Origin of the sequence: Knoellia koreensis, assembly GCF_013041615.1 — a bacterium.
Classification (GTDB): Bacteria; Actinomycetota; Actinomycetes; order Actinomycetales; family Dermatophilaceae; genus Pedococcus; species Pedococcus koreensis.
Window position 1 is genome coordinate 21,859 of the sequence record NZ_JABEPQ010000003.1, and the last position, 18,665, is coordinate 40,523.

Below are 18,665 nucleotides of genomic sequence, written 5' to 3' on the forward strand. Positions count from 1 at the left end.
ATGGGCGGCGGCGATGCGCGATATCTGGTGAATCTCCACGCAAAGTGGCCTGCGCAGCAGCCATGCTTATCCTTCGGGCTGGACCGTGACTCTGGAACGGACCTGAGCTCGCACCTGGCTATAAACGTCGACGTTGAGTGCAGGTGCGACCCAGAGGGAGAGCGCGACGGCGAAGTCAACTCTCTCGCCGAGTAGTCCGCCGGCCTGCTCGTAGCATTTGACCCGCACCTTCATGTTTGATCCTTGCCCGGATGCGAAAGTGCTCTGCAACTCCCACGACTGACGTTGCAGGGTTGTCGCTCCACGCGTAGTGGCGTCTGAGCTGAGTCCAGTTGGTGTTCCGAGCCTCGGAATGGCGCCCTCAGGCTTGACGAAAGACAACGCAGCTTTTCGGTATTGCCGATGCCGCCAGTTGACAGGAGTGAGCCAAGCGAGGGTCGCTTCGATACGTTTGGTCTCGCGTACGTTGAGGCCATCGGGCAGTGGGAAGAGCAGTTCCTGTTCCTCGTTCGCGCCGATCGACCCGATGAAGAGCACGACTGCCTCGTTCGAGGCGCAGCCGTCCGCGTAGTCGCGTGTCGCCGCGCCGTTCCCGAAGGCGTTTTCACCAGGGATCGGATCGTGTTCCGAGTGGTCCGGGGATGCTGCTCCGTGCACCAGAAGTGCTTTGATCGCAGACGCTCGTTGTCTTGTGGTGATGGGCAACCCGGCGGTGATGTCGGAGACCACGTCGTGGAGGCGCGCTGCTCTTCTGGCGACGAGTGCCGCGGCCGGGCTCGTGCCGGAGATGTGTGTTTCTTGGAACTGGCTCGGGGTTGCAACCCGGATACCTGGTCCGAGCGCCGAGATACCAGCGAATGAGATCGTTTCCTGCGCGGTGATGCCGTCCCTGAAGAACACGCGGCCACCGTTGGCTGCGAGGTCTGGTTTAACGCTTCGACGGTATCCACTGCCAGTCGGAGATATGGGGCTGATGGCCGGAAGCCCATCAGTGGGATCGACGGCATATCCCTGCGGATCGACTGTCGATGCGTCGCCATGAATCGCGCCGACGCTGATCGCGTTCACCGATTCAGCGGGGGCAAGGAGTCGTCGCTTATGCTGCTGACGGGCGATCGCATCGAGGGTCGCCCGTCGTCGGTCATCGCCTTGGAGACCAGCGATCTCGGTAGAGGACGCCGGGCTGAGAACGAGGCTCTGGTGATTGCCCGCTGAGACGATGATGAGCACGCCGTATTGATAGCTGAGCCAGTCGATGATGCGTGCCCAAGACGACAGGATGGTTTCGAACGGTGAGGCCGGGTCACCCACCGAGATGTTGACGATCGCGATCGTCTCGCCCGCTGCTGGCTGCGCGTCTGTCCCGTCGAACAGTTCCCGGAACGCGCGCCACATGAGATCCGGCACGAGTTCCTCGGCCGGGAGCTCTTCGATTCTGTTCTCAGTATCGTCGGCAGGGGTCAGGATCGGGCGGACGAGTACCGGTCGTGCCGCGGGGGCCTCGTCGAGGCCGCGGTCTCCCCAGACGGCCACTGACGACATCCAGGTGCCGTGCCGGAGTTCATCCACGGTTGCCTTTTCGAGCAGGTCGTCGGGATCGTAAACCTCCACGCGTCCACGCAGCAGCGGGTGGTTCGCGGCAGGGACTCCATCAAGCATGCAGAGAACCGGATCGCCCGTGGGCAGGTCACTATCGATCTGTCCTTGTGTTTCGGTGGGCGGGCTAACGACGGGGAGGGCTTGTCCTGACACGCGTAGATACATGACGTTCGCGGAACGGACGACACGAACCGCATCGTGGTTCCCAGACGCCAGATCGCGCAGTACCTGATTCGGCACGGTGCACTTGAGTCCGTGATAGCCGATCTGGTCAATGATCGCCGATGCAGTGACACGACCACCGGCCTGTTCGACCAGAGCGATTACCTCCTGCTGACTCTGTCGCCTCTTCTGATCGCTCCGGCGATACCACAACTCGATCTCGATGCTCTGTGGGCGGTCATCAATGTGCCCGGCGAAGTACTCGTCCCAGTCGATGGCCCGCAGACGATCTTGCGGCCCCCACGGTCGGAGGTCCTTCAAGTGGGCGAAGAGGTCCCGAAGTTTCGAGTATCCGTAAGGAAGACCTTCCGTAACTCTCCACATACGCCAGAGCGAAAGCAGATTGTCGAACGCCGTCTGGTTCGCGCACACGGCATGCAGGCAGGACCCGATGTACGGGTTCCGTGGTTCCTCGCTAACGAGCTCGAACTCATCGGTGGGCGCGATCGCGCTCTCAGCCTCGATGAGGATTTCGATACCAAGGTTGGTGGCTACAGCGGACAAATCGATCTGCTCATCGAGTGCTTCGAAAACAAGCACGAGCTGAGGGTCAGCAGCATGGATCGAATTCGAAATCTGAACCTGATCGCCGATCGCGGCTATCGCCTCATCAAAACGTGCATCGATCCGCCGCGAACGTTCCTCCGGATCGGTGAACCGAGCTCGTCCACCCCCACCACGCCGCCCTGGAATCGTGCGCGGCGAGGTAACTCGTCCCAGAATGACGGGCCGCTCCGTTGAGGCCCGATCCTCCGGAGGCACTACTCCTCGCTAACGTGGGCGCGACTGGACCACTGCTTGAGTAACTGCTGCACGACCGTCGTCGCGTCGGGCTCCGGCCCCGAGAGGATAGAGCGCCTCTGAACGTCCAGGGCAAACTCTTCGAGCTCAGCAAAGCTGACCCGGCCGAGACGGTCGGCAATCGTCCGCGGAGAGAGCCCCAGGGGCACTCCGCTCCGAGCCGACCATGCTTGCAGCCACTCGATTTTTCCAGCTCGTGTGGGGTTCGGCAGGTCGAGTCGAAGTTGCATGCGCCGCCAGACCGCACGATCCAGAAGCTCGGCATGATTGGTGGCTGCAATGACGATGACGTGACTCGGAAGCCTGTCCACTTGCAGCAGCAATGAACTCACGACCCGCTTGATCTCACCGGTCTCGTGAGTGTCGCCACGTTCTTTGGCGACAACGTCGAACTCATCGAAGAAGAGCACGCACGGCCTGACCCTAACCGCGTCGAACAACGCCTCCATGCGGGACGCGGTCTCACCGAGGAAACTGCCGATCAGACCTTCATAGCGAACGCTCAACAAGGGAACGGCTAACTCAGTCGCGACCGCCTCAGCGAGTGAGGTCTTACCGCCGCCGGGCGGCCCGACGAACAGGAGGCGATGACGAGGCTCGACACCGTGACTGCGCAGGAGATCACGGCGGTGATGCTCTTCAATGAGCTGACTGACTGCTTGGCGGGCCTCGATGGGAAGAACCAACTCCGACAGTCGCCGCTCGGGCTCCTGCTCGTAGAACAGCCCACGAACAGCGTCATTCCGCGCGAGCGAGGTGACGTTGGCAGCCGGGGTGGACCGCCGCGTGCGCAACGCGTCCGTCAGTTGCGAAGCAAGCACATTGTGCTTCTTGTTCTCTTCCTCAGCGATGATAGCCTCGGCCGCACGCCGGAAGGCGAGGTCATCACCTCCGGCGCCCGACTGAACGAGAGCCAAGAGCAGGTCTCCACGTGCCATGCCTCACTCTCCTCTGCGTTCGTTCAGTCGACATCCCTCCTCTATCGTACCGAGTAGCCATTGGTGACCGTCCGTGTGCCGCGCCGTCGACGGGTATCTATCGCCCTGGACGGTCGTTGCTGCGAGCGCGGTGATCTTCAGGCTCGGTCCTGCATTGTTCGTTCCAGACCGTTCCGAGCCGACCAACTGGAGGCAACCCTCACGCTCGGTTTCGCCCTCACATCCATCCCTGCCATGGCTTGAGTCGCTACACGCAACCCTCGCGCTACACCTGCCGTTCTACTTCGTGTTCGCGTGAGCCGGCCGGCGACCTTGCGGACGCAGAATGCCACCTTCCTGGACCACAGCATTGCGAACCGTCTTGTCATCAACACCAAGCCTCTCGGCGACCTCTTTCAGGGTGAGCCCATCCGCATAAAGAGCAGCTGCGCGGACACGGTCAGCCCCACTGAGACCAGGAGTCCGCAGAGCGCCACCAGACCCAAGCACGAACTTCGGGATCGTGCCGCGATGAACTCCGTACTTTGCGGCTATCGAGCGAACGGGTATCCCAGCCTCGTAGTCGGCGACGAGTTCGGCCCGCCGCCCAGCGGTCAGTCGTGTTTGAGACTTTGCCGGATTTTTCGCGACCGGGCCCCGGGCATCGCGTCGTTTTGAGGTTCGGCTACGAGATTCGTGCCCCTCAGCTCCCCTCAGAACACGGTGGATCAAGGATTTCAGCGCCGGGCGCTTGTTTGAGAATCGCTTGGGAAGGTCCACCACACGTTTGCGCATGTGGGCGCTCCATTCCCACCCTGTGGCACGACCTCGGAGCCTCGAAAATCAACGCGGAGTGATATGCCACAAATGGGCCACACGCGTCCAGCGGCCAATCACAGCACAGCACACAAACGCGCCGCAGGAAGGCGCGAGCTCGCCAAGCGAACGCGTGCTCGTGTTCGCGGACCTACTCGCTCCTTGAACTCGCATCTCGCGACCTGACCAGCGAGTCGACGTGGAGCTCTAGCACCGGGCGGCCGTGCTGGTTGCGCAGTCCGCCGGCGATGGTCACGAGGCATCGCCCGGCCCCCGCCAGCTCCCTGGACTGGATGGTGACGGTGCAAGTGAGCACGTCACCGGCGCGAACGGGGCGTAGGAAGCGCATGCCGTGGATCTCCTTGCCGGCCACGACGTCGTACCGCTGGTACATACCGGTCGCTGCGAGCCTTTGGAAGATCGAGGCCGTGTGCAGGCCGCTGGCGATCAGTCCGCCGAAGTCGCTGTGCGCGGCGAGGTCGGGGTCGACGTGAAAGTACTGCGGGTCCCAGGCCGAGGCGAACTCGACGATCTCGTCCTCCGTGACCTGGTAGGAGCCGCATTCGATCTCCTGCCCGACGGGCATGTCTTCGGCGGGCAGGAGCAGCGGTGCGGCTTGTTGGACGTGGGGGCGGGTCATAGGGCTCGGGCCACCAGTTCCTTCATGATCTCGTTCGTTCCTCCGTAGATTTTCTGGACGCGGGCGGCGGCGAACATCCGCGCGATCGGGTATTCCATCATGTAGCCGTAGCCCCCGAAGATCTGCAGGCAGCGGTCGACGACCTTGTTCTGGATGTCGGTGCACCAGAATTTGGCGAGCGAGGCCCCGGCGGCGTCGAGATGCCCGTCGATGTGCCGGGTGATGCAGCTGTCGACGAGGGTGCGTGCGGCGAGGGCGTCGGCGGCGCATTCGGCGAGGACGAATCGGGTGTTCTGGAAGGACAGGAGGTTCTCCCCGAAGGCCTCTCGCTCCTTGGCGTAGGCGATCGCGTGCCGAACGGCGGCCTCGGCGGTGGCTGCCGCGGTGACGGCGATGATGAGCCGCTCCTGCGGCAGCTGCTCCATGAGCTGCTGGAAGCCGCGGCCCTCGACGCCCCCGAGGAGGTTGGCGGCGGGGACACGCATGTCGACGAACGAGAGCTCACGGGTGTCCTGGCCGTGCATGCCGATCTTCTTGAGCACCCGGCCGCGTTCGAAGCCGGGCAGTTCAGCCGCTTCGGCGACGATCAGGGACAGGCCCTTGCCGCCCGGGTCATCGCTGGTGCGGGCCACGATGACGATGACATCGCAGTGGGTTCCGTTGGAGATGAAGGTCTTGGAGCCGTTGATGACGTAGTCGTCGCCATCGCGGACAGCGCGCGTGCGGACCCGCTGCAGGTCCGAGCCCGTGCCCGGTTCGGTCATCGCGATCGCGAACACCAGGTCACCCGACGCCGCGCCGGGCAACCAGCGCTGCTTCTGCTCCTCGGTGCCAAATGCCGCGATGTAGTGCGCGACGATGGTGCTGTGCACGCTGTTGGCCCAGGCATCGTCGGCGACGCGCGCCTGCTCGGTGGCGATGACCGCTTCGTGCGCGAAGGTGCCTCCGCCACCGCCGTACTCCTCGGGAATGCTGATGCACAGCAGTCCGGCCTGCCCAGCCGCGCGCCAGAAGTCGCGGTCGACCATGTGCTGCTCGGCCCACCGAGCCTGGTTCGGCACGGCCTCCTTGTCGAGGAAGGTGCGCGCGAGCTGCCGCAGGTCGTCAAGGTCCTCGGTCAACCAAGGTGACCGGTAGTCGTCCAGGATCATCTGAGTCGTCCCTATCTGCCGGAGAAGGCCGGCGTACGTCGGTCGGTGAAGGCGGCCACGCCCTCGTGGGCGTCGGACGTGCCGAGCGCGAGGAGGAAGTTGCGGCGCTCGTGGGCGAGCCCTTGCTGAAGCGGCAGGTCAGTGACCCGGCGAGCCGAGTCAGCGGCATACGCCACGGCCCGTGGGGCGTTCGTTGCGATCTGCGCGGCGAGCTCGAGGGCGCGGTCGAGTACCTGACCGTCCTCGACGAGGTCCGCGACGAGGCCTGCCGCATAGGCCCATTCGGCATCGACGGGTGCCCCGGTGAGAAGCATCCGCATGGCCTTGGCCTTGCCGATGGCGTGGACCAGCCGCTGGGTGCCGCCGGCGCCCGGGATCACCCCGAGCTTGACCTCGGGTACGGCGAAGCGGGCCGAGCGCCCCGCGACGGCGGTGTCGCAGGCCAGCACGAGCTCGCAGCCGCCGCCGAAGGCGAGGCCGCGGACCGCGGCGATCGTCGGGACGGGCAGGGAGGCCATGGTCTCGAAGAGGCGATCGAAGGGGAGGGCGTCGAGCGGGGAGGCGCCGACCATGCGGGGGATCTCGCCGATGTCGGCGCCGGCGCAGAAGGCCTTGTCCGACCCGGTCAGGACGACGGCGCGCACGGCGTCGTCGGCGGCGGTCTCCGCGAGGCGGTCCGCGAGCTGGTCGACGAGCGCCCGGCTCAGCGCGTTGAGGGCGGCGGGCCGGTTGAGGGTGAGGACCAGGGTGGTGCCGTGGGCTTCGGCGGACACGAGTTGCTCAGGCATTGGCCTGCTCCCCTCCGTAGGCGCCGGCGTAGGCCGCGCGGATGCGCTTCTTGTCGAACTTGCCGACGCTCGTGCGGGGAATCTCGGAGACGATCTCGATCGCGTCGGGCAGCTGCCAGTTGGCGAACGCGCTGGCCAGGTGGCTGCGCACCTGCTCGAGGGTGATCGCCTGCCCGGGTCTGGGGACGATGAGGACGAAGGGCCGCTCCTGCCACTTGGGGTGGCTCAGCCCGACGACCGCGGCCTCGGCGATGGCCGGGTGGGCCAGGAGCAGGTTCTCCATGTCGATCGAGGAGATCCATTCGCCGCCGCTCTTGATGACGTCCTTGACCCGGTCGGTCACCTTCAGGTAGCCATCCGCGTCGATCGTGCCGACGTCGCCGCTGCGCCAGTAGCCGTCGTGAAACCGGCCGGCTCGGTCGTCCTCGGCCATGTTGTGGTAGGTCGTGGTGATCCACGGGCCACGCATGCAGATCTCGCCCTGGGTGACGCCATCGAATGGGACGTCGTTGCCGATGCCATCGATGAGCCGGATGTCGACGCCGGTGACCGGTAGGCCCTGCTTGCGCTTGAGCTGGAAGAGCTCGTCCTCGCTCAGGCGTTCGCGCACGCTCGGCTTGTACCGGTTCATCGTCACCAGCGGCGTGGTCTCGGTCGCGCCGTAGGCGTGGACGATCTCCGCGCCGGTCAGGTCGTGGAAGCCGCGCATCATCGTCAGCGGCGGCTCGGTGGCTCCGGACATCATCCGTAGCCGGGACAGGTCGGGTTTCTCGTCGAGGGTCTCGATGTAGTGGAGCATCGGTAGGAAGATCGCGGGTGCGCCGTTGGTGACGGTGACGCCTTCGGCGATGATTGCGTCGGTCAGCGGCTTGGTGTCCTCGGCCATGTAGCGGCCGGGAAGGACGATCTTGTTGGCCATCAGCGTCGCTGCCTGGGGCAGGCCCCAGGCTTGGCCGTGGAACATCGGGGTGATGAGCATGGTGCAGTCGTCCAGGACCATGCCGATGTTCGTGGCGATGGCGTACGAGTGCAGGTAGATCGCCCGGTGCGAGTAGTAGACGCCCTTGGGCCGCCCGGTCGTGCCGGTCGTGTAGCACGCGCCGTACGCGGAGCGCTCCTCGATCTCCGGCCAGACGATGTGCGGGCTCGCCGCGGCGACGAGGTTCTCGTAGTGGTGCACGTTGGGCAGGCTGGTCTCGATCTCTGAGAGCGGCTTGTCGGTCATGACGACCCAGGCGCGAACTCCGGGCAGCAGGGGGGCCACGGCCTCGGCGACCGGCAGCAGCGTCTCGTCGACGCAGATGACCGACGTGCCGCTGTCGTCGATGACGAAGGACAGGTCCTCCGGGCCGAGGCGCAGGTTGAGCTGGACCATCACGGCGGCAAGGCCCGGGATGGCCCAGTAGAGCTCGTAGTGACGGCGGCTGTTCCAGTCGAGGACGCCGACACGGTCCCCGGGTTCGACGCCGAGCCCGCGCAGGGCGTTGGCGCCACGGGTCACGCGCTCGTAGGCGGCGCCATACGTGTAGCGGTCCCAGCCGCCGTCGGGGAGGCGGTAGACGATCTCACGCTCGGGGTGCGTGCGCGCCGCGTGCCGGATGAGCGTGGTTGTGTTGAGCTGGACGTCGTCACCCATCGTCGAGGGGTAGCCGGTGACGATCGGGGTGTTCGTCGAAGTCGTTGTCATGGGACTCTCTCCTTCAGCGGGCGGCCATGCGCAGGGCTCCGTCGAGGCGGATCACCTCGCCGTTGACCATCTGGTTCTCGATGACGTGGATGACGAGGGCGGCGTACTCGGCCGGGTCGCCCAGCCGCGGTGGGAACGGCACCTGCTGACCGAGGGACTCCCGGGCCGCTTCGGGCAGCTCGCCCATCATCGGGGTGAGGAACAGACCCGGCGCGATGGTCGCCACGCGGATCCCGTACCGGGCGAGCTCGCGGGCGATGGGGAGAGTCATCGCGACGACCCCACCCTTGGAGGCCGAGTAGGCGGCCTGGCCGATCTGGCCGTCGAAGGCGGCGGCCGATGCGGTGTTGATGATGACGCCACGCTCGCCGCTCTGGCCCGGCTCGGCGTCACTCATCGCGGCGGCGGCGAGCCGGATCACGTTGAAGGTACCGGCGAGGTTCACCTCGAGGACCTTCATGAAGTCCTCCAGGGCGTGCGGCCCGGACTTGCCGAGCACCTTCTGGGCCACGCCGATGCCGGCGCAGTTGACCACCCCGGACAGCGGTCCCGGTTGCTGGGTGGCGACCTCGACCGCGTGGGCCACCGCGCCCGCATCGGTGACATCGGTCTCGACGAAGACGGCGCCGCCTGGCACTGTCCCGGCGCGGTCGGCGACGACGACGTGCGCGCCGCGCTCGAGCAGGGCGGCGGTGGTCGCGCCACCCAGACCGGATGCGCCTCCGGTCACGAGGAAGGTGCGGTTGCTGATCTGCATGGTCGTTGCTCCTTCAGGAGATGCGTTCGATGATGGTGGCGTTGGCCATGCCGCCGCCCTCGCAGATGGTGAGCAGGCCGTACCGGCCCTCGCGGCGCTCGAGCTCGTTCACGAGCTGGGTCAGCAGCCGCGCGCCGGTCGAGCCGAGCGGGTGGCCGATGGCGATGGAGCCGCCGTTGACGTTGAGCTGGTCCTGCGGGTAGCCGAACTCCTCGCGCCACAGCAGCGGGACCGGCGAGAAGGCCTCGTTGACCTCGACGAGGTCGATGTCGCCGACGGTCAGGCCGGCCTGGTCCAAGGCCTTCTGGCTGGCCGGGACGATGGCGGTGAACTGGAGCACCGGGTCGTCCGCGGCGACGGCCATGGATACGATCCTGGCCCGGGGCCGCAGCCCGGCCGCCTCGGCGGCGCCGCGCTCGGCGACGAGGAGGGCGGCCGCGCCGTCGCTCATCTGCGAAGCGTTGCCGGCCGTGATGACGCCGTCCGGGGAGAAGACCGGCTGGAGGGCCGCGACGCGGGCGGGGTCGACGTCGGCCCGGATGCCCTCGTCCCGGGTCATCGGCGCGACCAAGCCGTCCTTGTCCGTGCCGTCGACGGGCACGAGCGCGGAGGTGAAGTGCCCGGCGTCGGTGGCTGCGGCGGCGCGGCGGTGGCTCTGGACGCTGAACGCGTCGAGCTGCTCACGGGTGAATCCCCACTTGGCGGCGACGAGCTCGACCGATGGCCCTTGGGCGGGCAGGTTGCCGTCGAAGCGGGCCAGGGCCCGCTCGCCGTACCAGTCGCCCTGGCCGCCGCCCGGGACGAACAGCGGGCCGAGATCGACCCGGCTCATGGACTCGACGCCGGCGCCGATGGCGAAGTCGTACTCGCCGGACTTGATCGCCTGGGCGGCGAAATGGACCGCCTGCTGACCGGAGCCGCACTGTCGGTCGAGCGTCGTTCCGGGCAGCGAAACGGGCAGCCCAGCACCGAGCAGCGCGTTGCGGGCCAAGTTGCCGCTCTGCTCGCCGCGCTGGAGGGCGCAGCCGACGATGACGTCGGAGAGGCGGTTCGTGTCGAGGCCGGTGCGCTCGGTCAGGTGGGACAGGGTGTGCGCGAGCAGGTCGACGGGGTGCCAGTGGCGCAGCTGGCCGCCGCGCTTGCCGACCGGTGTGCGGACGGCGTCGACGATGACTGCTTCACGGATCATGGCTGGGCTCCTTGGTGGCGGGTGCGGAAGTCGTTCAGGGCTTGGTGGAACTCGGGGGTGGAGGCGTTGGCGACCTGTGCTTCGGCTTCGCGGGCGAGCGCTTCGGTGAGGGCCGCGGTGCACGTCAGGTCGAGCAGGTGCTTCGTGCGGGCTTGTGCAGCGCGGGAGAAGCCGGCCAGGCGGCGGGCCAGGGCGGTGACCGCATCATCGAGCTCGTCCGCCGGCACGCAGCGGGTGATGAGTCCGACCTGCGCGGCGGCGGGCCCGTCGAGGTCGTCGCCGAGCAGCGCCAGTTCTCGCGCCTGCCGCAGCCCGACGAGCCGTGGCAGGACCCAGCTGCCGCCGAGGTCGATGGACAGGCCGAGGCGGGGAAAGATCTGGGTGAACCGCGCGGTCTGGTCGGCGATGACGAAGTCGCAGGCGAGCGCCAGGTTGCAGCCCGCGCCGACGGCGGCGCCGCGAACCTTCGCGATGACCGGCTGGGGCAGGTCGCGCAGGGCAGGGATGATCTTGTTGAACTCGACCATGGCCTCCCCGAGCCGGTCGGGGTCGAGGTCGGTCAGGTCGGCTCCGGCACAGAAGCTCCCGCCCGCGCCGGTGAGCACGATGACACGGACGTCCTGGTCCTGCGCGACGTGGGCAAGGGCTGCGAGCAGGTCCTGCGCCAGGCGAGGGTTCAGCGCGTTGCGGCGTTCTGGCCTGGTCAACTCGACCGTGGCGACCGGTCCATGGACGGTGAGGCGCAGGGTCTGCGGAATCATGGACGCACTGGCGGTGGATCCGCTACCGCGCTCATTCGGAGTGTCAGGCATTGAGCTTCGCCCGGATCCGGTGCTTGAGGATCTTGCCCGACGGGTTGCGGGGAATCTCGTCGATGATGAGCTCGCGCGGCAACTTGTAGCTCGTCAGGTGTCGCTCGCCGTACTCGCGCAACTCCTCAAGCGTGGGCGCAGCCGCATCCCGCGGCGTGACGACTGCCACGACCCTCTCGCCGTACTCCTCGTCCGGGCGCCCGATGATGGCAATGTCCCCGACCGCTGGGTGACCGGCCAGCGCGCTCTCGACCTCGGCCGAGTAGACGTTACGGCCACCGGTGATGATCATGTCCTTGAGCCGGTCGACGAGCGTGATGTAGCCGTTCTCGTCGATGCTGGCGAGGTCACCAGTGTGCACCCAGCCGTCTCGGACGGTCTGCGCGGTCGCTTCGGGCTGGCCCCAGTAGCCCTTCATCATCGTCTCGCCGCGCATGATCATCTCGCCGACCCCGCCCGGCGCCGCGTCCTTGCCGTCGAGGTCGACGATGCGCACCTCGGTGTTGGCGATCGCGCTGCGTCCGCTCGCGCTGGGGCGTGCGAGAACCTCGTCATGCTGCAGGAGGATGCCCCCTGGCCCGCCCTCGGTCTGGCCGCACGCCTGGATGATCGACGCGCCCGGCAGCGCTGCCACCAGCGCCTCGGCAGTCGTCGCCGGCATCGGAGCAGCGCCGTACATGCAGACACGCAGGCTCGACAGGTCGCGCGTGGCGATCGACGGTGTGCGCAGCAGGAAGGTGTACATCGTCGGGACCCCGAAGAAGAAGGTGGTCCGCTCGCGCTCGATGGTCTCGAGGACCGTCTCGGGGTCGAAGCCGGGCAGGATGACGTGGGTGGCGCCGTACATCACCCCGCCGATGAGGAGCATGTTGAGGCTCGCGGAGTGATAGAGCGGCGCGACGTGCAACATCCGCTCCCCCTCGTGCAGTCCGAGGCCGAGGGCCGTGTTGATGCCGACCCACAAGATGCGGTGCTGGTCGAAGAGTGCGCCCTTGGTCTGCCGGTCGTGCCCGAGGTGTAGATGATGACCGCGTCGTCGTCTTCGGCGACCTCGATGTCGATCGGCTCGACGGACTGGCCGGCCGCGGCTGTGAGCACGTCCTCGAAGCCCTCCGCGGCACCCAGCGCGAGGGTTGGGATGCCGCCTGCGCGCTGCCCCGACTCCTGCCAGGCCCGGACGGTATCGACCAGCTCGGGACCGAAGAGCAGCAGCCTCGCCCGCGAGTCGGTGACGAAGTGGTCGATCTCGGGGGGCGCCGAGCGGGGGTTGACCGGTACGACGATGGCGCCGAGGCGTAGCCCGGCGTAGAGCGCGACGACGAAGGCGTCGCTGTTGCCCGAGAGCAGGAGCAGGCGGTCGCCCTTGGCCAGGCCGCGATCGGACAGCTCGCGGGCGAGCTGGTTGACGCGCGCGTCGAGCGCGGCGTACGTCATCGAGGTGGAACCGAACTGGACGGCGACCCGGTTGGGGACGCGGCTGGCCGTTCGGGCGAGGACCTGGGCGAGGCTGGGCATGGTGGGCTCCTGGGTATTTCGGGGGATCAGGCGAGGGTGTGGGACGGGACCGGCGTGAGGCCAGCGACGGCGGCACGGGGGTCATGAACTGCAACGAGGGGGATGTCGAGCGAACGGCCCAGCGACTCCCAGTGGGCGCTGGACTCGGTGCCGAAGCGGGCGGCCAGCTCCTCACGCGTGCGCCCGACGGCGTCGGCGAGCCGGCCGGCGAAGTGCGGCTCGATCGCGCCCACGGCGACGTGCCCGTCGGCTGTCGCGTAGATGCCGTAGGTGGGCAGGCCCCCACCGAGGACGTCACCGGGACCCGTCAGGCCGTGGCGCACCGCGGCCGATGCGTGGAAGGCCACGTCGTCGAGCACAACCCGCTCGCGCACGTCCGTTTTCACGGAGGCCCTCCGGCGCAACCCGGCCAGTGCCGCGCTCACCGCCCGTTCCGCTCCGAGCACGTCGACGAGCGGCACGAGGGGCATGGTCGGCGGCAGGAGCGTGCCCTGCGCGGCCTGGTAGGTCAGGTCATGGCCTGCCTCGTCGGAACGCTCCCCGTCGTAGCCGACGACCTCGACCAGGACGAGACCATGCCGCTCGATGCTCTCCACCAGCCCAAGGCGCGCCAACGCTGACGGGCGCATAGCCGTCAGCAGCACGTCGGCATCCACGAGCCGGTCCTCGAGCGCTGTCCGGCCGGCCGGGTCCTTGAGGTCGAGCGTGACAACCTCCTGGCCGGCGACGAGCTCGTCATACCAGCCCGGGGCCACCGTCTGGAGCGGATCCCCCGACGGCGGCTCGACCTTGGTCACTGATGCCCCCATCGAGGCAAGGCGGGCGGCCGCCAAGGGTCCGGGGAGGTTCACGGCCAGGGAAACAACGCTGACACCCGCGAGCGCGGTCGCGTCTGTCGTCCTCGACACGTGGAGCTCCTTTGCCATCAACCAATCTCTGTACAGTTGTATAGTAAGGCGTACGATCGTGCAATAGCTAGGATCGGACCGATCTCAGACAGCGGACCGAGGAGGCACGAGGAGGACATGGCGCAACGACAGCCCGGTGTGTCACTTCGCGCGGACGACCTCACGGCGAAGGCACGGATCCGGAACGCCGCACTGGACCTCTTTGCAGCGCACGGCGTCGACGCCACCTCGCTACGCGCGGTCGCGGCAGCCGCAGGCGTCACGGTCGGGCTCATCGTCCACCACTACGGGACGAAGGAGGCACTGCGCGAAGCCGTGGAGTTCGCGATCGTCGAGCAGTTCGCCGAGACGATTGCATCCGTCCCGCTCGGCAGTTACCCGCCGGACCAGATCGCCCCCGAACGCGACCGTGCTGTCGCCGCCATGCTCTCGGCAAACCAGGCGATCGTCGACTACCTTCGACGGGCCATCCTCGATGGCAGCGCCGAGCGAGGCGACTTGGTCAGTCGGCTCAGCCGCCTCTCCGCCCAGCAGGTCCACGACCTCCGGGAGGCCGGCGTCGCCTCGACGAAGCACACCGTCGGCGAGCAGGTCGTCACCATCATGGTGCGCCAGCTCGGACGCCTCTTCCTGCAGCCGCTTGTCGACCGCATCGCCGACGAGTTCGCCGATGACACGGCCGCGTCGACGAGGCCGCACCTCGTCGTGGACGTGAGCCACTGAGACATCACGCACGAGCATCACCGGTGCCCAGCGGACGTGGCCCGGCTGTGGCTCGGCTCCGCGGCCGAGTTGACTCGCCATGGGCTTCGTAAGGGTTGCGGTCGGCTCGACCTTCTCGGCGCGTGTCTGCACCCAGCCGCCGCTATCCACAACACCGCATCGCCGGCGGCCAGCGGCTCGGCGGCTGCCACCGCGGATGTCGAGCGGCTGGCCAGTCCCCGTCACGACCGGATTCTGAGGCGTACCAGCCGACCATCAGCGCCCTTCGTCTGGCCCTGCTCATGTATCAGGGCTCCGCTCACGGAAGGCCCGTGGGGGGCCCTGGGTGAGAAGCACGGACACGGGGCTCAGCCGCTGTCCAGGCTGCCCGCCCCAAGGGCCGGCAGAAGTTGTCGCTTGGAGTGAGCACGAAGACACCGCTTGACGCCTTATGGGGATAGACGACAACGCCAGACGTCGTCACCGCACCAAGGAGCCAACGCCGGCAACGAAAGGACCAGCTCGTGATACCGACCGCACACACGCGAGACATCCACGAGTTCGCGGCCACAGCGATCAACCGACTCATCGGTCTTCCGGAGAGCGCGCTTGACCGGTGGGCGCAACCGCCTGTCCCACCGCGAGCACGGCCGATCGACCACGCACAGGGTTCGGAGGGCGAGCTCGTGACCGCCGACGTGCTGTACCAAGCAGCAGCCTGGGAACGTCATGGCTGAGACCCCGAACATCGTGGCGCAGGCCCCGGACCCTGCCTACCGACCGTTGCCGCCTGACGGTTGCGTCCTGACCACGGCAGAGACAGCTATGGTTTTGCGCATGCCGGAGAAGACGCTGGAGTGGTGGCGCCGCGAGCGGCGCGGACCAATCCCCATGCGCATCGGCCGGCACGTTCGGTACCGCAGCGAGGACGTCAGGACTTGGCTGGCTCAACAGGCTGAGGCCGGTGAGGGCTGGATGGCTTCCTGATGGCGCGGCCCCGCATCCCGATCGGTGGGCACGGCGAGGTCTGGACGTCACCGTCACCCGTTGGTTGGCGCGCCCGGACGCAGACCCGTGATCGGGACGGCCGGCTCCGCATCGTATCTCGTCAGGCCAAGACGAAGGGCGCCGCCAAACGCGCCCTGGAGCGGGCCCTCGAGGACCGCGCCGACCCGTCAATCGCTGGTGTTACGCCCACCATGACGTTGGGACAGCTCGGCAACTTCTGGCTCCGTCACCGCGAGACTCACGGAAAGGTCCGTTCGGGCGAGCCCCTCCAGCCTCAATCGTTGGCGGCTTACCGCACCGAAGTCGAGGTCGTCACCAAGGCGCTCGGCGGTGTGAGGGTCTGCGAGGTGACTGTCGCTCTGCTCGACTCTGCTTTGGGGACCATCGGCAAGGGCGAGCCCTACGGACATCTCGAACCTCATCTGGACCGTCACGGAGACCCTAAGTGGCGCTCCACAGGCCAGATGCGTGCTGTCCTGAAGGGGATGCTCGATCTGGCGGTTCGGTATGGAGCGCTGGAGGCCAACCCGATGGCCTCCGTGGCGCGCACCGCGCGACGTCGGAAGAAGGATGTGGACCACCTGACCGTCGAGCAGGCAATCCACCTGCGTCACCTCGTCCGTCCGGAGGTGCAGCGGGTCCCCGGCAAGCGCGGCCCAAACCGAGACCTGATGGACGTCATTGACTTCCTCCTGGGCACCGGGTGCCGCGACGGCGAGGCATTGGGTGTCCGTTGGCGCGATCTCATCGACCTGGGCGGCGATCACCCGATGGCGCACGTGTGTGGCACGCTCGTTGAGCCCCGCAAGGGCTACGTGGAGAAGCTCTTCCGCCAAGACCTCACCAAGTCGGGCGACGACCGCACCCTGCTCCTCCCCGACCACGTGGCCAAGATGCTGCAGGAACGGCGCAAGGCCTCCCAGTGGCGAAGCCTCGATGACCCCGTCTTCGCGTCCCGGACTGGGAACTGGCTCAACCCTTCGAACATTCGCACTCGGCTTCGGAACGCCACTCTCGGCGCGGAGGAGTTCGGGCTGCCCTCGGACGAGGGACTCTCCCCACATGACCTTCGGCGGACCGTCGGCACCCTCATCGCGCACGAGGTCAGCCTGGATGCGGCCCGGGATCAGTTGGGCCACTCGGACGGCTCCACGACCTACCAGCACTACGTGGGCAAGCGACCGATCAGTCCCGACGTTCGCGCGACGCTCGACGTCTTCTTCGGCGGCCTTCCCGACGCGGTGCCGCCAATCGCACACGAAGCCTGAGTAGGCGCTCCTGCACGACTCTCGCAGCCTGGCTGCGGGGGTTTCGCGTCCATTCACGTACCTAAGATGTACATCAACCGCAGATGGCCCCAAACGCGAACCAGCCCCTGCCAGCGTTTGTGCTGGTCAGGGGCTGGTTTGTCGGAGCCGCCTATCGGAATCGAACCGATGACCTATTCATTACGAGTGAATCGCTCTGGCCGACTGAGCTAAGGCGGCATGTGCCCGAGGGCACGGACGACGAGTATACGGATGGGTCCGCGGATTGCCGAAACGGGCAGGGCCGGCGCCGGCGCCGGGACTCCAGGCGTCGCACGCCCACGGCATACCCACGGGTCGCGACTCAGCAGTCGAGCTTCTTCGGTGGCGCCTTGCCCTCGGTGTAGTAGTCGTTGACCGCGTTGTCGACGCACGAGTTCGAGCGACCGTATGCCGTGTGCCCGTCACCGTCGAAGCTGATCAGCCGCCCGTTCGACAGCTGGTCGGCGAGCCGCACCGAGTTCTCGTAGGGCGTGGCGGGGTCGCGGGTCGTGCCGATGACGACGATCGGCCCGCTGCCGGGCGCGCTGACCTTGTGCGGCTTGACGTCCGACTTCACCGGCCACTGCGCACACACCGCACCACCCCACGCCATGAACGCACCCCACGTCGGCGCCTTCTGCGCAAACGCCTTCGCCCGCTCCTCGTAGGTCGAGGCGTCCGGCGAGTCGGGGTTGTCGAGGCAGGAGATCGCGAAGAACGCCTCGAGCAGGTTGCTCGTGTACTTGCCGTCCGGGTCACGCGACGCGTAGGCGTCGGCGAGGCCCATGAGGTCGGTGCCGTCGCCCTGCTTCACCTTGGCGATGGCGTCGGTGAGGGTCGACCACTGCCCCTGGTCGTACATCGCCTGGGCCACACCGGTCGAGGCCCACGCCTCGGTGAGCTCCTTGACCCGGGCGTCACCGCTCACCGGCACCGGCTTGGCGTCGAGGTCCTTGAACATCTGCCGCATTCCGGCCATCACGGCGTCGACCGAGTTGCCCAGCGGGCAGTTGCCGCCGTCGACGCAGTCGGCGGCCCAGGCGCGCGTGGCCCGCTCGAACCCCTCGGCCTGGCCGAGCGCGTTCTCCTCGGGCGTGGTGTCCGGCGGCAGCACACCGTCGAGGACGAACCGCCCGACGAGCTTCGGGAACAGGTCGGCGTAGATCGCACCGAGGTAGGTGCCGTAGGACTTGCCGAGGTAGTTGAGCTTCGCGTCGCCGAGGGCCGAGCGCAGGATGTCCATGTCCTTGGCCGCGTCGATGGTCGAGATGTTGGCTGCCAGGTCGCCGCTGAGCTGCACGCAGCCGTCGCCGAGCTTCTTGCCCTCGGCGAGGAAGCCCTGCGCCTCCGCGGCGTCGTCGGGCGTCTGCTCGCTGCCGAGGAACTCGTCCATGCCGGCGTCCGACAGGCAATCCACCGGGTCGGACCGGCCCACGCCGCGCGGGTCGAACCCGACGATGTCGAACCGCTGCCGCACCGGCTTGCCCACGATGAAGTCCGCGGCCCGCGCGTAGTCCACACCGGACCCGCCCGGACCACCCGGGTTGACGACGATCGAGCCCTCTCGCTCGTTCGGCCTGGTGGCCCGCATCCGCAGCACCGAGATCTTGACCGTCTCGCCGTCCGGCTTCGAGTAGTCAAGCGGCACAGTGAGATCGGCACACTGACCGACCCCGCAGCCCTTCCACGACAGTTCCTGGGAGTAGAACTTCGCCAGCGCCTCCGACCCCGGCGGCGGTGTGCGCTTGATCGTGATGCTGGGCTCGGGCGCCTTGTTGGGGTCGCCCTCGAGCACCGAGCACCCCGACAGCCCCACGGCCAGCGCCACCGCGCCCGCCACCACCGCCCACGATTTGCGCATGGC

Annotated in this window: 16 protein-coding genes, 1 tRNA gene and 1 pseudogene; 3 read left to right on the forward strand and 15 right to left on the reverse strand. The window is 67.5% G+C overall.

Annotation, left to right across the window (positions count from 1 at the left end):
- Positions 1–66: 66 nt before the first annotated feature.
- From HJG52_RS21705 to HJG52_RS13745, 13 genes and pseudogenes are all read right to left on the reverse strand, one after another.
- Positions 67–2,361, reverse strand: coding sequence for a S8 family serine peptidase (locus HJG52_RS21705; RefSeq protein WP_206070830.1), 2,295 nt, complete (start codon positions 2,359–2,361; stop codon positions 67–69).
- Positions 2,362–2,582: 221 nt separating this feature from the next.
- Positions 2,583–3,560 carry an AAA family ATPase gene (locus tag HJG52_RS13700; RefSeq protein WP_171244193.1) on the reverse strand — a complete coding sequence of 326 codons (978 nt, stop codon included), beginning with the start codon at positions 3,558–3,560 and terminating at the stop codon, positions 2,583–2,585.
- Positions 3,561–3,839: 279 nt separating this feature from the next.
- Positions 3,840–4,334: a helix-turn-helix domain-containing protein gene (locus tag HJG52_RS21895; RefSeq protein WP_430413350.1), complete on the reverse strand. Its 495-nt coding sequence runs from the start codon at positions 4,332–4,334 to the stop codon at positions 3,840–3,842.
- A 172-nt stretch (positions 4,335–4,506) separates the two neighbouring features.
- Entirely contained in the window at positions 4,507–4,995 is a 489-nt protein-coding gene (locus tag HJG52_RS13705; protein ID WP_171244194.1) for a MaoC/PaaZ C-terminal domain-containing protein, read from the reverse strand.
- Positions 4,992–6,146: an acyl-CoA dehydrogenase family protein gene (locus HJG52_RS13710; protein WP_171244195.1), complete on the reverse strand. Its 1,155-nt coding sequence runs from the start codon at positions 6,144–6,146 to the stop codon at positions 4,992–4,994. The genes HJG52_RS13705 and HJG52_RS13710 overlap by 4 nt, the downstream gene beginning before the upstream one ends.
- 11 nt (positions 6,147–6,157) lie before the next feature.
- Positions 6,158–6,934: an enoyl-CoA hydratase/isomerase family protein gene (locus HJG52_RS13715; RefSeq protein WP_171244196.1), complete on the reverse strand. Its 777-nt coding sequence runs from the start codon at positions 6,932–6,934 to the stop codon at positions 6,158–6,160.
- Positions 6,927–8,621 carry a long-chain-fatty-acid--CoA ligase gene (locus HJG52_RS13720; protein WP_171244197.1) on the reverse strand — a complete coding sequence of 565 codons (1,695 nt, stop codon included), beginning with the start codon at positions 8,619–8,621 and terminating at the stop codon, positions 6,927–6,929. The genes HJG52_RS13715 and HJG52_RS13720 overlap by 8 nt, the downstream gene beginning before the upstream one ends.
- A 13-nt stretch (positions 8,622–8,634) precedes the next feature.
- Complete coding sequence (locus tag HJG52_RS13725) at positions 8,635–9,378, reverse strand: SDR family NAD(P)-dependent oxidoreductase (RefSeq protein ID WP_171244198.1); 744 nt, start codon at positions 9,376–9,378, stop codon at positions 8,635–8,637.
- Between the two features lie 13 nt (positions 9,379–9,391).
- Positions 9,392–10,567: a thiolase family protein gene (locus HJG52_RS13730; RefSeq protein ID WP_171244199.1), complete on the reverse strand. Its 1,176-nt coding sequence runs from the start codon at positions 10,565–10,567 to the stop codon at positions 9,392–9,394.
- Entirely contained in the window at positions 10,564–11,328 is a 765-nt protein-coding gene (locus tag HJG52_RS13735; protein ID WP_171244200.1) for an enoyl-CoA hydratase/isomerase family protein, read from the reverse strand. Before HJG52_RS13735 ends, HJG52_RS13730 begins: the two co-directional genes overlap by 4 nt.
- A 43-nt stretch (positions 11,329–11,371) precedes the next feature.
- A complete protein-coding gene (locus HJG52_RS21900) occupies positions 11,372–11,821 on the reverse strand; it encodes a class I adenylate-forming enzyme family protein (RefSeq protein ID WP_430413354.1) in 450 nt (149 codons plus the stop codon).
- A 21-nt stretch (positions 11,822–11,842) separates the two neighbouring features.
- Positions 11,843–12,894: pseudogene (locus tag HJG52_RS21905) on the reverse strand (AMP-binding protein); the annotation flags it as partial.
- Positions 12,895–12,920: 26 nt separating this feature from the next.
- Positions 12,921–13,802, reverse strand: coding sequence for a CoA transferase (locus tag HJG52_RS13745; RefSeq protein ID WP_346767746.1), 882 nt, complete (start codon positions 13,800–13,802; stop codon positions 12,921–12,923).
- Between the two features lie 138 nt (positions 13,803–13,940).
- On the opposite strand from HJG52_RS13745, the gene HJG52_RS13750 reads away from it, so the two are divergent.
- The 3 genes from HJG52_RS13750 to HJG52_RS13760 all read left to right on the forward strand — a co-directional run bounded on the left by HJG52_RS13750 (position 13,941) and on the right by HJG52_RS13760 (position 16,780).
- On the forward strand, positions 13,941–14,525 hold the full coding sequence (locus tag HJG52_RS13750; RefSeq protein WP_346767747.1) for a TetR/AcrR family transcriptional regulator: 585 nt from the start codon (positions 13,941–13,943) through the stop codon (positions 14,523–14,525).
- 708 nt (positions 14,526–15,233) lie between these two features.
- A complete protein-coding gene (locus HJG52_RS21345) occupies positions 15,234–15,491 on the forward strand; it encodes a helix-turn-helix domain-containing protein (RefSeq protein WP_171244203.1) in 258 nt (85 codons plus the stop codon).
- On the forward strand, positions 15,491–16,780 hold the full coding sequence (locus HJG52_RS13760) for a site-specific integrase (protein WP_171244204.1): 1,290 nt from the start codon (positions 15,491–15,493) through the stop codon (positions 16,778–16,780). The genes HJG52_RS21345 and HJG52_RS13760 overlap by 1 nt, the downstream gene beginning before the upstream one ends.
- A gap of 145 nt (positions 16,781–16,925) precedes the next feature.
- On the opposite strand, the gene HJG52_RS13765 is transcribed toward HJG52_RS13760, so the two are convergent.
- A tRNA-Thr gene (locus HJG52_RS13765) sits at positions 16,926–16,999 on the reverse strand.
- Positions 17,000–17,123: 124 nt separating this feature from the next.
- Complete coding sequence (locus HJG52_RS13770) at positions 17,124–18,662, reverse strand: alpha/beta hydrolase (RefSeq protein WP_171244205.1); 1,539 nt, start codon at positions 18,660–18,662, stop codon at positions 17,124–17,126.
- Between the last annotated feature and the right edge of the window lie 3 nt (positions 18,663–18,665).